The sequence below is a fragment of the Mesorhizobium sp. M1217 genome, assembly GCF_040318275.1.
Lineage (GTDB): Bacteria > Pseudomonadota > Alphaproteobacteria > Rhizobiales > Rhizobiaceae > Mesorhizobium.
The window spans coordinates 57,265-71,959 of sequence record NZ_JAMYMA010000006.1 but is presented as its reverse complement, the minus strand read 5'-3'; the positions used below and the strand labels follow the sequence as shown (position 1 = coordinate 71,959).

The window sequence follows — 14,695 nt, the reverse complement described above, 5'->3', positions numbered from 1 at the left end:
ATGAAATTTCTGCTCGTCACCGCTACCGCTGCCCTGATGACGCTGTCCATCGGCTCGGTGTTTTCCGCGGATCTCGCGCCGCTCAATTCCGACACCGAGAAGGATCGCATCGACTGGTCGCAGCTCGAGGCCAAGTTCGGGGCTTTCCCCAAGCTGCCCGAGGGCACCAAGGCGGGTGCGGTCTCCAAGACGCTGACCAACGAATACTGGCGCTCGCTGGGTGAGGGCTACAAGTCGTTCGGCGACCGCATCGGCGTGCCCGTCGTCTACCAGGCGGCGCAGAGCGAGGGCGACCAGCTCGGCCAGCTCACCATCGCCGAAGGCCTGGTCACGCAAGGCTACAACGTGCTGCTCGTTTCACCGCAGACCGACTCCAATTTGCAGCCGATCATGGAACAGGCCAGGGCCGCCAACGTGCCGGTGGTCAACGTCAATGACGCGGTCATCCCGCAGGCCGAGTACTATGTCGGCAATGTCCAGCGCGACAATGGTGTGCGTGTCGCCAAATGGTTCATCAAGAACCGGCCGGATGGCGGCAAGGTTGCCATCGTCGAAGGCCAGGCTGGCGTCTACGCCGCCGTCCAGCGCACCGACGGCTTCAAGACCACAATTACTGAAACCGGCAAGTTCGAGGTCGTCGCCAGCGTGCCGGGCAACTGGGATCGCCAGACCTCCTACGACGCGGCCACCAACATCCTGCAGCAGCACCCCGACCTGATCGGCTTCTATGCCAATAATGACGGCATGGCGCTGGGCATCGTCGAAGCGGTCAAGGCGGCCGGTCTGCAGGACAAGGTGGCCGTCTTCGGCACCGACGGGATTTCCGACGCTTATGCCTCGATCCGGGCCGGCGAGCTGACCGGTACCGTCGACAGCTTCCCGGTGCTGACCGGCGAGGTGGCGCTGGAATCGGCGCTGCGACTGGTGGCTGGGCAGAAGCTGCCGCGTGTTGTTGCCACCCCGCAGGCGCTGATCACCAAGGACAATGCCGACCGTTACTCGGGCGGCGGCGACGCCGTGCGCAAAGCGCTGCTCGAGGACGCGGCAGCAGGCCAATAGAGCAGGGCGGCGGGTGCCGGCCTTGGGTCGGCACCCTTGCTTGGAGAACCGAAGCAATGTCAGCGCGGCTGCAATTCGAGGGCATTTCCAAGCTGTTTCCGGCCGTGCGGGCGCTGAGCGACGTGTCCTTTTCGGTCGGCGCCGGCGAAATCCATGGCCTGCTTGGCGAGAACGGCGCCGGCAAGTCGACGCTGCTGCGCATCCTGTCGGGCGTCTACCGGCCGACAGCGGGAAGCGTTTTCATCGACGGCAGGCCGGTGACGCTGAACAACCCGGTCCAGGCGCGGGCCGCGGGCGTCGCGATGATCCATCAGGAATTACAGCAGGTGCCACGTCTCAGCGTTGCCCAGAACATGTTCCTGGGCCATCCGCTGACGCGCGGCGGCGTCTTCGTCGCACGGCGCGAGCAGGAGCGCCGCGCTGCGGAAGCCCTGGCCGCCATCGACCCGACCATCGATCCGGCAGCCCCGCTTGGCTCGCTGAAGGTGGCGCAGCGGCAAATCGTCGAGATTGCCCGGGCGCTGCTCGACCGCGCCAGGATCGTGGCGATGGACGAGCCGACATCGAGCCTCACGCCGAGCGAGTTCGAACGGCTGGCCGAAGTGATTGCGGGCCTGGCGCGCGACGGTGTCACGGTCGTCTATGTCTCGCACAAGCTGGATGAGGTGTTCGGCATCTGCCAGCGCGCCACCATCATGCGCGACGGTGTCGTGGTCGAAACCGTTGATCTCGCGCAGGTGTCGGAAAAGGCCGTCGTTTCGATGATGGTCGGCCGCGAACTTGCGCAGGAACAGCACCGCTCGCATGCTTCCAGCGAGATCAGGCTGAGCGTGCGTGGCCTGGCCTCGGCGACCAAGGTCCATGACGTTTCGTTCGACCTGCATCGCGGCGAGGTGCTGGGCATTGCCGGCCTGGTCGGCTCGGGCCGCACCGAGCTGCTGCGATTGCTGGCCGGCGCCGACCGGGCGTCATCAGGCACAATGGAGATCGACGGCAAGGCGATAAAACTTTCCAGTCCGCGCGGCGGCATCGCCGCCGGCATCGGCCTTGTGCCGGAGGAGCGCAAGCGCGAAGGCATCGTGCCGTTGCGGTCGATCTCCAGCAACATGGCGCTGGCGTCGATGGGCGTGTTCGCGCCGCGCGGCGTCATCGACCACCGCCGGCTGAAGCGCGTGGCAGCCGAGAAGATGAAACGCGTCAATCTCAGACCGTTCCTGCTCGACCGGCCGATCCGCCTATTCAGCGGCGGCAACCAGCAGAAGGCGATCATCGGCCGCTGGCTGGCGGCGGGAACGCGGATCCTTCTGTTCGACGAGCCGACGCGCGGCATCGATGTCGGCGCCAAGGCGGAGATCTACCACCTGATCGAGGAGCTCGCCGCCGAAGGCCATTCGGCAATCGTCGTTTCGTCCGAGTTGCCCGAGGTGATCCGGCTCGCCGACCGGGTGCTGGTCATGCGCGACGGCACGGTCGCCGCCGAACTGGGCCGCGCAAGTCTCAGCGAACAGGCGATCGCCGCGCATGCCATACCCCAAACGGAGATTGAGGCCGGCAAGGCGCAAGGCCGTCGGGCCGGTGCATAACGGACAGGACCAGCGGATGACCGATATAACCCAACACACAGCAGCGCGTCCAAGCGCAGATTTCCTGCACCGGTTTTCGGTGCGCGACGCTGGCACGCTGATCGGCCTGGTGGTGATCCTCGCTGTCTTCGGGGCGCTGGTCCCCGGCTTCTTTGCCGAGCGCAATTTGATCAACATCCTGCAGCAGTCGAGCATCAATGCCTGCCTGGCGTTGGGCATGACGCTGGTCATCATCTCGGGCGGCATCGATCTGTCCGTCGGGCCGACGGCAGCTCTTTCGGCAGTCATCTCGGCCTCGATGCTGGTTGCCGGCGTGCCGTTTCCGCTGGCCATCGCCGCCGGCTTCGCCATCGGCCTTGCCTGCGGCCTGCTCAACGGCGTGCTGGTCGCCTATGTCGGGCTGCAGCCCTTCATCGTCACGCTGGGAACGCTCAGCACCTACCGGGCGCTGGCGCTGATCTATACCGGCGGCAATCCGGTGCTCGGCCTGCCTGCCGGCTTCCGTGCCATCTTCAATGGCTCGCTGTTCGGATTGCCGTTGGCGGTCATTATCGTGGCCGTGGTCGCGCTGATTGCCTGGATCATCCTCAAGAAGACGCCGTTCGGCGAATATCTGCTCGCCGTCGGCGGCAATGAGGAAGCGGCCTATATAGCCGGCGTGCCGATCGCCCGCACCAAGATCGCCGCGTATATGATCTCGGGCCTGCTGGCGGCGCTTGCCGCACAGATCCTGATCGGCCGGTTGGGTGCGGCCGAACCCATTCTCGGCAATCTCTGGGAGCTCGACGCCATAGCAGCGGCGGCGATCGGCGGTGCCTCGCTGATGGGCGGCAAGGGCAGCGTCGTCGGCACAATCCTGGGTGCCGTCATCCTTGGCAGCATGCGCAATGGCCTGACGCTGATGAACGTGCAGTCCTTCTATCAGCTCCTGGCAACTGGCCTTATAATCCTCGCCGCGATGCTTATCGATCGCGTGACGAGGGGACGTGGATGACATTGACCGGGCTGGATCTGAAAGCAGTAGGACCGCGCATCCGCATGATGATGCCGCATCTGACGCCGCTCGAGGCGAAGGTGGTGGAAACCGTCTTCGGCAGGCGCGGCTTCGACGAGACTATCCCGCTCAAGCAGATCGCAGAGGAGGCCGGCGTCTCGGAGGCGATGGTGGTCAAGATCGCGAAGAAGCTGGGTTTTTCCGGCTATCGTGACTTTCGCACGGCGGTCTATGAATACAGCCGCCTGCCGACCGCCGAGATGCATCAGGAGCTGTCGGTGGACGACAGCTCGGCCGAAATCGTGCAGAAGGTGTTCCGCACCTCCATCCAGGCGCTGGAGGAGACGCTCGCCATCCTCGACATGGACGATTTCGACCGCGCCGCCGATCTGCTTTACCGCGCCAGGAACCGCGATTTCTACGGCGTCGGCGGTTCGGCGCAGATCGCACGCGATGTCTCGCACAAATTCCTGCGCATCGGCATCCGCACCTCCGTTTACGACGATTCGCACATGATGCTGATGTCGGCCTCGCTGCTCGGCGCCGACGACATTGCTGTCGGCTTCTCGCATTCCGGCAACACGAGCGCCGTCATCGACGCCATCCAACTTGCGCGCAAAAGCGGCGCGCGCACGCTGGCCATCACCAATTACGACAACTCACCATTGGCAGCCGTCGCCGACATCGTGCTCTGCTCGACCGCGCAAGGCTCGCCGCTGATGGGCGAGAACGCGGCGGCGCGCATTGCCCAACTCAACATCCTCGACGCGCTGTTCGTGGCGGTCGCGCAACGCGACTACCAGGCGGCGGAGCGCAATCTCGGCCGCACCATGTCCGCGGTGACGTCGAAACGGAAAGACAAGAACTCATGAAAGGCAAGCCGCTCGTGAAAGTCAGAGGCACATGACGGCTTCCCCGCCGCTGGTCACCGTATTCGGCAGCCTGCATTACGACATCATGGTCGAAGCCCCCGATCGCCCACGCAAGGGCGAAACGGTGACCGGCCATGCCTGGCATCCAAAATGCGGCGGCAAGGGCGGCAACCAGGCGGTATCGGCAGCGCGGGCCGGCGTGCGTGCGGCAATGATCGGAGCTGTCGGCGATGACGATTTCGGCCGCGCGCTTCTCGACAATCTCGATCGCTGGGGCGTTGACCGGCGCTCCGTGCGGGAGGCTTCCGGCGCCGGCTCGGGCATGAGCGTAGCGATTTTCGACGACAGCGGCGACTATGGCGCGGTGATCGTCTCGGGCAGCAATCTCACTCTCGGCGAAAAGGACATTGCGGAGGCGGCCGAGCTGATCGCGCAAACGACGGTGCTGCTGCTGCAAAACGAGGTGCCGGAAGCCGCCAATATCGCCGCGGCGCGGGCGGTGAAGGCGTATGGCGGCCGCGTCCTCGTCAACGCCGCACCCGCCCGCAAACTCTCGGCCGAGCTGATCGCGCTCACCGACATCGTCATCGTCAACGCCATCGAGGCGGAATTCCTGGCCGGCGTTCCGGTCGTCGACACGCTCGAGGGTGCTGCGAAGGCCGCCGGCATGCTCGTCGGTTCCTACCCGGCTGCCATCGTCACCGCCGGCGGGGAGGGGGTCGCCTATCGCGACCGCGACGGCCAGGCGTTCGCCTTGCCTGCGATGCCGGTGAAGGTCATCAGCACCCACGGTGCCGGCGACGAATTCGTCGGCGCCTTCGCGGCGGGGCTTGCGCGTGGGCAGCCTGTCGAGGCGGCACTTGCCGCCGCCAATGCCGCAGCGGCCTTGCTGGTCGCAACGCCGGAGCGCGAGCGCGGCCGGCTTGATCAATCTGAGCCTGCTCAGTGACCGCCGCGCTCAATCGCTATCGCGCGCGATAAGCTCCAGCGGCCAGACTTCGCGGATGATGCGGGCGCCTTCGGTGCCGGCGAAGGCCGGAATCGATGCCAGCAGCATTTCGGCCAGCCGCTCGCCCATCGGCTCCAGCGCCGGGCGGAAGCCGGTCAGCGCCGGCGAAAAATAGCGGCAGAGCGGCGTGTCGACGATGACGATCACCGCGATGTCGTGGCCGGGCTTGATTCCCGCCTCGGCCAGAGCCTTGCAGCCGCCAAGCGCCATCGCGTCGTTGTTGAAGATGATGGCGCTCGGCGGGTCCTTGGAGCGCATGACCTTCGGTGTCACCGCGTAGCCGCCGGCCTCGTTGATGAAGCCGTCGGCGATCAACTCGGGGTCGAATTCGATGCCGTGCCGCCGCAACGCCTTGCGATAGCCGGCGAGGAACAGATAGCCGAAATTGAGGTCGAGCGACGGGCGGATGGCCGCGATGCGGCGGTGACCGCGCGCGACGAGACGATCGACCGCGTCAGCGCCGGCTTTTTCGAAGTCGAGGTCGAGCGAGGGGTAGGCATCGCCGCCGGAGCGGCTGCGGCCGAGCGTCGCGAACGGGAAACCGGCCTGGGTCAGATAGTCGATGCGCTCGTCCTCGCGCCTCGTCCAGGCCAGCACCACCGCATCGGCCCGCCGGGTCTCGACGACACGGCGCAGGCGCTCCTGCTGATAGTCGCCCGGCGCGCCCATCACCACGATCAGGTCGAGTCCGCTTTCGGCGAGCTTGGCCTGCAACCCGGTCAGGAACGGAATGAAGAACGGCTCGCCATATTCCTGATCGCCCGGATGGGGCTGCAGCATGAAGGCGATCGAATGGGTGGCGCCGCGCCGCAAACTGCGGCCGGACTGGTTCGGCGAATAATTCAGCTTCTTGGCCGCATCGAGCACGCGCTGGCGTGTGTCGGCGTTGACGTCGGCGCGGCCGTTGAGCGCGCGCGACACCGTGCCGATCGAAATGTTCAGGTGACGCGCAAGGTCGTGAATGCTGGACGCCAAAGGACAGTTCTCCCCCTTGCTTGGCTAGCACCGGCTGCTCTTCAGGCCAAGCCGGCATCACGTTTTTCGCTATCGGCCGATTGACATTCTACGCCATCGGGTGTGTTCTCGTAAACGTTTACGGAAAAACATTCACGGCCCTGCCGTGAACGCCGTGACGATCGGTCTGGAGGGGCCGAGAGGGAGGAGTACTGGATGATCAATGTCGTCCTGGTCGGCTGCGGCGCGATGAGCAAGGCTTGGCTCGATGCAGTCAGGCAGATCGACGGGCTCGCCATTGTCGGCCTGGTCGATATCGATGTCGAAAGGGCGCGGGCGAGGGCGCGCGAATACGAGCTTTCGAGCGCCATCATTGGAACCGACCTCGACGCCGTGCTCGACCAGACCAGGCCCGACGCGGTATTCGACGTGGTGGTTCCCGCCGCCCGCCGCGAGGTCGCGCTTTCCGCCTTTGCCCATAATTGCCACCTGCTGACCGAAAAGCCACTCGCCGACAGCCCGGACAATGCGCGTGCCATCGTCGAGGCCGCCCGCAGCGCCGGGCGTATCCATGCCGTCGTCCAGAACCGCCGCTATGTCGCCAATGTCAGGCGCATCCGGCGCTTTCTCGATTCCGGCGTCATTGGTGCTGCGACCAGCATCCACGCCGATTTCTTCGTTGCGCCGCATTTCGGCGGTTTTCGCGAAGAGATGCGCCATGTGCTGCTGCTCGACATGGCGATCCATACATTCGACGCGGCCCGCTACATGGTGGCCGGCGAACCGACCGGAGTCCATTGCCAGGAGTGGGAGCCGGCCAATTCCTGGTATCGGCAAGGGTCGTCGGCAACCGCAAGCTTCGACCTCGGCGGCGGCAAGCTGTTCACCTATGCCGGCAGCTGGTGCGCGGCCGGCTTCCGTACCAGTTGGGACAGTACATGGCGTATTGTCGCCGAGCGCGGCAGCATTGTCTGGGACGGCGAGGATGGGCTGAAGGCGGAAGTCGTGCGGCCGGTCCGTGAAGGCCTGTTCGACCGCACCGAACCGATCGCCGTGCCGCCGCTCGACCCGGCCGATCGCGTCGGCGGCCATCTCGGCATTATCCAGGATTTCGTCCGCGCCGTCGAAACCGGCACCGAGCCGGAGACGCGCGGTGCCGACAACATCAAGAGCCTGGCCATGGTTTTCGCTGCGATCGAGAGCGCCGAGACCGGGCATCGGGTCGCTATCACTGCACAGGAAGGATCATGATGCCAAACCCGCTGCTCGACATCAGGATCGGCACCATGGTGCGCGCCAATCTCGACGACCCGGCCGCCTATGTCAGGCAGATCCTGCCGCTCGGCTTCGAGAGCATCCAGCTGTTCTTCTGGCAGACGCTGGGCGGCAAGGACATTCCACGGCTGGCGGGCGAGATCCGCGAGGCGATCGGCGATGCCGATGTCGTCATCTCGTCGATCGGGGTGTTCGGCAATCCGCTGGAGAGCGGTGAAGTTGATCGCGGCGTGCTCCAGGCGTGGGAAACGATCATCGACAACGCGCATCTATTCGGCACCAACATGGTCAGCGGCTTCACCGGCCGCATTCGCGGCAAGCCGCTGCCAGACAGCCTGCCGCGTTTCCGCGAGGTATGGGGGAAGTTGGCAAAACGGGCTGCCGACAAGGGCGTGCGCATCGCCTTCGAGAACTGCGCCATGGACGGCAACTGGGCCAGCGGCGACTGGAACATCGCCCACAATCCAGACGCCTGGGAGCTGATGTTCAACGAACTGCCGGACGACAATCTCGGCCTGGAGTGGGAGCCCTGCCACCAGCTGGTCTACCTGATCGACCCGATCCCGCAGATCCGCAAATGGGCGCCGCGCATCTTCCACGTCCACGGCAAGGACGCGACGGTGCGCTGGGACGTGATCCGCGAACATGGCGTGTTCGGCCGCCTGCCGTTCGTGCAGATGCGCACACCGGGGTTCGGCGACAGCGACTGGACGCGAGTGATCAGCGAGCTGCGGCTGGCCGGCTACAAGGGCGCCATCGACATCGAGGGCTGGCACGACCCCGTCTATCGTGGCGATCTCGAGATCACCGGCCAGGTGCGGGCACTGGATTATCTCAAACAATGCCGGGGAGGCGCGAGCTATCTGCCGAACCCGGTGTGAGAAGTCGGCCGGCGGGAGGTGCCGGCCAGCGAAAGATTGCGGCGCGTTGCCGAAGCGATCGTCAAAACCCCTCGGCTAGCGAGGGAACAAAGGGAGGAACGTGCATGAGCATTACGATGAGAAGGACAGTTCTGCGCTCGACCGTCGCGGCGGCCGCGATGGCGTTCGCCGCCGCACTCTCGACCTTGCCGGCGCAGGCGCTCGATGCCAAGTGGTGCAAGGATGTCCATATCCGTTTCTTCGCCGGCGGGGCGGAGGGCGATGCGTTCGGCACCATCGTCTATAATGGCGCCAAGCAGGCGGCCGCCGATCTCGGGCCCAAGGTCGACTATATCTTCTCTGGGTGGGACGTGGAGAAGATGGTCCAGCAATTGCGCGAGGCTGTTGCGGTCAAGCCCCAAGGCATCGCCATGATGGGCCACCCGGGCGACGCCGCCATCATGCCGCTGGCCGAACAGGCGCACAAGGACGGCATCAAGATGATGTACCAGAACGTGCCGGTGCCGACGGTCACGGCGGCGTTCGGCGGCGGCTATGTCGGCGCCCAGCAGGAGCAGCAGGGCCGGGCGCTCGGCGCCGAGGCGTTCAAGCTGGCCGGGCTGAAGGCCGGCGACAAGGCGATCATGATCGGCCCGTTCGAGAACGAGAGCCGCGGCGCGCGCGAACGCGGCACGGTCGCCGCACTGAAAGAGGCCGGCATCGACGTCGTTCAAATCAATTCTCAAACCGAGTGGGCAGCCGATCCCAATCTGGCCATTCCGGTGATCACGGCAGCACTGCTCAACAATCCCGACGTCAAGGCGGTCGGCTATCCCGGCGGGCAGCTGCTAGGCAATGTGCCGACTTACATGCAGGCGGCGGGCAGGAAGCCGGGCGACATCTTCAACTTCGGCTTCGACACCAGCCCGCAGATCGTCGAGGGCTTCAAGGGCGGCTGGGTGCAGCTGACGGCCGACCAGCAGCCGTTCATGCAAGGCTACCTACCAATCCTCAGCCTCTGCCAGCAGGTGGTGCTGGGTCTGGCGCCGATGAATGTCGACACCGGTGCCGGCTTCGTCACGCCGCAGAATTATGAGATCGTTTCCGAACTCGCCAAGCAGGCGTTGCGCTGATCGCCCGATCTGCCGGCCGGGTTGAATCCCGGCCGGCGACGACCGACAAACAAGCGAGGACCGCCATGGCCGAACGCCTCATCGAACTGCGTGAAATCAGCAAGTCCTACGGCCAGGTCTATGCGCTTGGCGGCGTCAATCTCAGCGTCGACCGCGGCGAGGTCGTCGGCCTGATCGGCGACAACGGCGCCGGCAAATCGACGCTGATCAAGATCCTTTCCGGCGTGGTCAAGCCGACCAGCGGCGAAATCCTCATTCGCGGCAAACCGGTGACCGGGTGGAGTGCTGCGCGCTCGCGCGACGCCGGCATCGAAACGGTGTTCCAGGACCGGGCGCTCGCCGTGCAGCAGACGATCGTGCGCAACATCTTCATGGGCCGCGAGCTCACCGGCTGGCTTGGATGGCTGAAGGTCAACAAGGAGATCGCGGAGGCGAGCCGGCTGATGCGCGAGATCGGCTTCACCTCGAAGGTGTTCACGCCGCAGTCGATCGTCGGCCAGCTGTCGGGCGGCGAACGCCAGGGCGTGGCGATCGCCCGCGCCATCTACAAGCAGGCCGACCTGATCATCCTCGACGAGCCGACGACGGCGCTGTCGCTGACCGAAACCGCGAAGGTTTTTCATTTCGTGCGCCAGGTGCGGGCGAGCGGCCGGTCGATCCTGTTCATCGGCCACAACATCCACCACGTCTTCGATATCGCCGACCGCTTCGTGGTGCTCGACCGCGGCAAGGTCGCGCTCAGCGCCGACCGCAGCGAGGTCAAGTCGGCCGAAGACCTCATCAATTTCATGGAAGACGTGGCACATCCCGGCGGATTGCCGGGACTTCGCGACGCCGGGGAGCAGATAGCGCGATGAGCAAGACCATGGATCCCGATCTGCAGACCCCTCTAGGCAGCAGCGATGCCGCCCGAAAGGCATGGAAACACCCGTCCGATAACTGGCTGCGCGGCTTTGTCCTCGACAACCGCGCCGCACTCGGCACGCTTGCCGTGTTCATCGTGATGATGGCGGTGTTCATGATCGCCAATCCGACGGTCTTCACCAGCTGGTATCTCTATAGTTCCGTGCTGACCACGCTGCCTGTGGCGCTGTTCGTGGTGGTGCCGCTCGTCTTCGTCGTCACCTGTGGCGAGATCGACCTGTCGTTTCCGGCGACGATGGGCTTCGCCTCGTGGGTCTTCGCGCTGGTCGTGCAGGCCGGCTACGACCCGTTCGTCGGCATCGCCGCCGCAATCGTCACCGGCATGCTGCTCGGCTTCCTGGTCGGCTCGCTGGTCGTCTATGGCGGGCTGTCGTCGCTGATCGCCACGCTCGGCATGAATTTCCTGCTGCGCGGCCTGATCCAGATCATCAACGAGGGCAGGTCGACCGCGCTGACCGGCCTTGCCGACAGCTGGGCCTACAAGATCTTCTCCAGCCAGCTTTACGGCATCCCGGTGCAGATATTCTGGGCCATCGCCTTCGTCGTGCTGTCGGCGCTGCTCTACAACCGCCATCGCTTCGGTGCCCAGGTCAAGGTGGTCGGCGACAATCCCGACAGCGCCCAGCAGATGGGCATCGATGTCAAGCGCGTCAGGGTGAAAGTGTTCGTCTTCGTCGGTATCGGCGCGGCGATCGCCGGCACGTTCTCGGTAATGATCAACTTCACCTGGTGGCCGACGGCGGGCGACGGATACCTGCTGCCGGTGCTGGCATCGGTGTTCGTCGGAGGCACGCCGACCTGGGGCGGCATCGGCACCGTCGTCGGCGGCGCGATCGGCGCGGTTACGGTGTCCTTCATCCAGACCGGCGTCGTCGCGGCGGGACTGAGCGGCTTCTACGTCCAGTTCTTCAACGGGCTGATCATCATCCTGTCGCTGCTCGGCCATAAGTGGAACCAAGCGCGGTATCGGTGACCGGCGGCCTCAAACCCCCGTGACAAACCCGTCCAGCACGCGTTTCTGGCCGGCCTTGTCGAAGTCGATGGTCAGCTTGTTGCCTTCGATGGCCGAGATGTTGCCGTTGCCGAATTTCTGGTGGAAGACGCGGTCGCCAACGCTGAAGGGGGAGGGCGTGTCGGCGACGGATTTGGCGACCAGCTCGCCGTCGATGGTGCGGCCCTTGATCGAGGTGCGGCCGGCACCGTAGCCCGAGTCGGTTTCGCCATAGCCGATGCGCTCGACCTGGTGGCCGGAGCGCGTGCCCCAATTGCGGTCGGTCGCTTCGGTGCGGTTGGCCTGAGCACGTTGCCAGCCCGGTGTCGCATAGGTGCTGGAGAAGGCGCCGGATTTCTCGGCGCCGTTGTTGCCACCGATGTTATCGAAGCGCGACGCCCCATAAGGATTCTGTCTTCCAGCCCCCTGGCCGCCACGACCGGGAGCGAACGAGCCGCCACCATAGGCATTGCCGTAGCCGCCATAGGAGTTGCCGCTCTCGGCGACCTCGACATGGGCTTCCGGCAGCTCGTCGAGGAAGCGCGACGGGATGGTCGATTGCCAGAGGCCGTGGATGCGGCGGTTGGAGACAAACCAGAGATGCAGGTTCTTCTTGGCGCGGGTCAGGCCGACATAGGCAAGGCGGCGCTCCTCCTCGAGCCCGGACCGGCCACCCTCGTCGAGGGAACGCTGGTGCGGGAACAGGCCTTCCTCCCAGCCGGGCAGGAACACGGTTTCGAATTCGAGGCCCTTGGCCGAATGCAGCGTCATGATGTTGACGGCGTCGAGCTCAGCGTTCTGCTCGGCGTCCATCACCAGCGCGACATGTTCGAGGAAGGAGCGCAGCGATTCATACTCCTCCATGGAGCGTATCAGCTCCTTTAGGTTCTCCAGCCGGCCGGGCGCTTCGACCGAGCGGTCGTTCTTCCACATGTCGGTGTAGCCGCTCTCCTCCAAAATGGTCTCGGCGAGTTCGGTGTGCGGGGTGGTTTCGAGAGCCTTTTGCCAGCGCTCGAAATTGGCTGATACCTCGCGGAGTGCGGCACGCGGCTTCGGCTTCAGCTCGTCGCTTTCGGCCAGTTTTGCCGCCGCCTCCAGCATCGGGATGCGCAGCGCGCGTGCGGTGTCGTGGACCTGGCGGATGGTGGCCTCGCCCAACCCGCGTTTCGGCACGTTGACGATGCGCTCGAAGGCGAGGTCGTCGGCGCCTTGTGCGACGACGCGGAAGAAGGCCAATGCGTCGCGAATCTCGAGCCGCTCATAGAAGCGCGGGCCGCCGATGACGCGGTAATTGAGCCCGAGCGTGACGAAGCGGTCCTCGAATTCGCGCATCTGGAAAGACGCGCGGACGAGAATCGCCATATCGTTCAAATTGTGCTTCTGGCGCTGGTAGGCCTCGATGGTCTCGCCGACGGCGCGGGCCTCCTCCTCGGAATCCCAGGCGGCGTGGACATGCACCTTCTCGTCGTCCTCGGCGATCTTCTCGGTAAACAGCGTCTTGCCGAAGCGGCCCTCATTGTGGGCGATGAGATGCGAGGCGGTGCCGAGGATGTGCGCGGTCGAGCGGTAGTTGCGCTCCAGCCGGATGATGGTGGCGCCGGGGAAATCCTTGTCGAAGCGCAGGATGTTGTCGACTTCGGCGCCGCGCCAGCCATAGATCGACTGGTCGTCGTCGCCGACGCAGCAGATGTTAACTTTGCTTTCGCTCACGGCCGCGCGCGAGCTTCGCTCGCTGGCCTCCGCGGGGGCGGCCTGGCCGGCCGACGCCCGGTCGGGCTTGCGGCCTTCGGCCGAAGAGCGCCCAATCTCCCCCCTCGTGGGGGAGATGTCGGCGGAGCCGACAGAGGGGGGCGCTGTCCCGCCAGCGTTTCCGCCAGGACCATTGGAAGCGTCGCGATCCTTCGCGCCCCCCTCTGTCCTGCCGGACATCTCCCCCGCGAGGGGGGAGATTGGCTTGCCTTGAGGCCGCTGGGCCAGCAGGCGCAGCCACATGTACTGTGCGGTGTTGGTGTCCTGGTACTCGTCGACAAGGATGTAGCGGAAGCGCTTGTGGTATTCCTTCAGCACGTCCGGATTGGCGCGGAAGATGCGGATCGGGTGACATAGGAGATCGCCGAAGTCACAGGCATTCAGCGTCTGCAGCCGCTCCTGATAGGCCTTGTAGAGTTCGCGGCCCTTGCCGTTGGCGAAGGCACGGGCATCGCCCTCGGGGATGTCGGCGGGACCGAGGCCCTTGTTCTTCCAGCCGTCGATCATCTGGGCGAACTGCTTGGCCGGCCAGCGCTTGTCGTCCAGCCCTTCCGCCTGGATGAGCTGTTTGATCAGCCGCACGACATCGTCGGTGTCGAGAATGGTGAAGTCGGATTTGAGCCCGGCCAGCTCGGCATGTCGGCGCAGCAGCTTCACGCCAATCGAGTGGAAGGTGCCGAGCCACGGCATGCCCTCGACATTGCCTTCGCCGATCAACAGGCCGATGCGCTGCTTCATCTCGCGCGCCGCCTTGTTGGTGAAGGTGACGGCGAGGATCTGCGAAGGGAAGGCCTTGCCGGTGGCAAGGATGTGGGCGATGCGGGTGGTCAAGACGCGCGTCTTGCCGGTGCCGGCGCCGGCCAGCACCAGCACCGGGCCTTCGGTGGTTTCCACCGCCAGCCGCTGCTCGGGGTTGAGGCCGTTGAGATAATCGGGCGCGTTGTTTTGATTGCTGCGGGCAGCCATGGCGCGCGCGGCGATGCCCGACGGGGCCACGGGCCGCGCGTTCGGTTCGTCAAAAAAGGGCATGTCTTCCGAAAAGCCGGACATCTCTCCCCGAATGTAGTGATTCGGCAGCGAAAGGCCAGAAGTGTCTCCGTTTTGTTCTCTGTCCAGTCGGTAGACTCACAATCTGAATGGGTCCGCTAACCAAAACGCCGAGCTTGCCGTGGGTCGACGCCGTAAAACGCCGAGCTTGCTTGACAGGGGAAGCGGGCCGGAGAAAGTTGCGTGGGGGCAGGCACGCAATGCGGGGTTGCCCATGGACGCGTCGCGGAGCGCACCAGTCGAAG

The 14,695-nt window shown here is 65.1% G+C and carries 12 protein-coding genes; 10 read left to right on the top strand and 2 right to left on the bottom strand.

Annotation, left to right across the window (positions count from 1 at the left end; genetic code table 11):
• The 5 genes from NKH37_RS11905 to NKH37_RS11885 are packed head-to-tail and all read left to right on the top strand — an operon-like array spanning position 1 to position 5,457.
• Complete coding sequence (locus NKH37_RS11905; RefSeq protein WP_353003413.1) at positions 1-1,059, top strand: sugar ABC transporter substrate-binding protein; 1,059 nt, start codon at positions 1-3, stop codon at positions 1,057-1,059.
• Between the two features lie 56 nt (positions 1,060-1,115).
• Complete coding sequence (locus tag NKH37_RS11900) at positions 1,116-2,642, top strand: sugar ABC transporter ATP-binding protein (RefSeq protein WP_352589909.1); 1,527 nt, start codon at positions 1,116-1,118, stop codon at positions 2,640-2,642.
• A 16-nt stretch (positions 2,643-2,658) separates the two neighbouring features.
• Positions 2,659-3,636, top strand: coding sequence for an ABC transporter permease (locus NKH37_RS11895; protein WP_352855203.1), 978 nt, complete (start codon positions 2,659-2,661; stop codon positions 3,634-3,636).
• Positions 3,633-4,508 (top strand): MurR/RpiR family transcriptional regulator, encoded by an 876-nt coding sequence (locus tag NKH37_RS11890; RefSeq protein WP_023721163.1) that lies wholly within the window; start codon positions 3,633-3,635, stop codon positions 4,506-4,508. Before NKH37_RS11895 ends, NKH37_RS11890 begins: the two co-directional genes overlap by 4 nt.
• A 31-nt stretch (positions 4,509-4,539) precedes the next feature.
• Positions 4,540-5,457 (top strand): ribokinase, encoded by a 918-nt coding sequence (locus NKH37_RS11885; protein WP_353003412.1) that lies wholly within the window; start codon positions 4,540-4,542, stop codon positions 5,455-5,457.
• A gap of 9 nt (positions 5,458-5,466) precedes the next feature.
• On the opposite strand, the gene NKH37_RS11880 is transcribed toward NKH37_RS11885, so the two are convergent.
• Positions 5,467-6,492: a LacI family DNA-binding transcriptional regulator gene (locus NKH37_RS11880; protein WP_352589918.1), complete on the bottom strand. Its 1,026-nt coding sequence runs from the start codon at positions 6,490-6,492 to the stop codon at positions 5,467-5,469.
• Between the two features lie 195 nt (positions 6,493-6,687).
• Between NKH37_RS11880 and NKH37_RS11875 the strand changes: the two genes are divergently transcribed.
• The 5 genes from NKH37_RS11875 (at position 6,688) to NKH37_RS11855 (ending at position 11,636) form a co-directional block, all read left to right on the top strand.
• Positions 6,688-7,722, top strand: coding sequence for a Gfo/Idh/MocA family protein (locus NKH37_RS11875; protein ID WP_353003410.1), 1,035 nt, complete (start codon positions 6,688-6,690; stop codon positions 7,720-7,722).
• Positions 7,722-8,627, top strand: a complete 906-nt coding sequence (locus NKH37_RS11870) for a sugar phosphate isomerase/epimerase family protein (protein WP_353003728.1) — start codon at positions 7,722-7,724, stop codon at positions 8,625-8,627. Before NKH37_RS11875 ends, NKH37_RS11870 begins: the two co-directional genes overlap by 1 nt.
• 104 nt (positions 8,628-8,731) lie before the next feature.
• Positions 8,732-9,739, top strand: coding sequence for a substrate-binding domain-containing protein (locus NKH37_RS11865; protein WP_353003408.1), 1,008 nt, complete (start codon positions 8,732-8,734; stop codon positions 9,737-9,739).
• A 65-nt stretch (positions 9,740-9,804) separates the two neighbouring features.
• A complete protein-coding gene (locus NKH37_RS11860) occupies positions 9,805-10,596 on the top strand; it encodes an ATP-binding cassette domain-containing protein (protein WP_352482911.1) in 792 nt (263 codons plus the stop codon).
• Positions 10,593-11,636 (top strand): ABC transporter permease, encoded by a 1,044-nt coding sequence (locus NKH37_RS11855; protein ID WP_352482912.1) that lies wholly within the window; start codon positions 10,593-10,595, stop codon positions 11,634-11,636. The genes NKH37_RS11860 and NKH37_RS11855 overlap by 4 nt, the downstream gene beginning before the upstream one ends.
• Before the next feature lie 9 nt (positions 11,637-11,645).
• On the opposite strand, the gene NKH37_RS11850 is transcribed toward NKH37_RS11855, so the two are convergent.
• On the bottom strand, positions 11,646-14,453 hold the full coding sequence (locus tag NKH37_RS11850; protein WP_352482914.1) for an ATP-dependent helicase: 2,808 nt from the start codon (positions 14,451-14,453) through the stop codon (positions 11,646-11,648).
• Positions 14,454-14,695 lie beyond the last annotated feature (242 nt).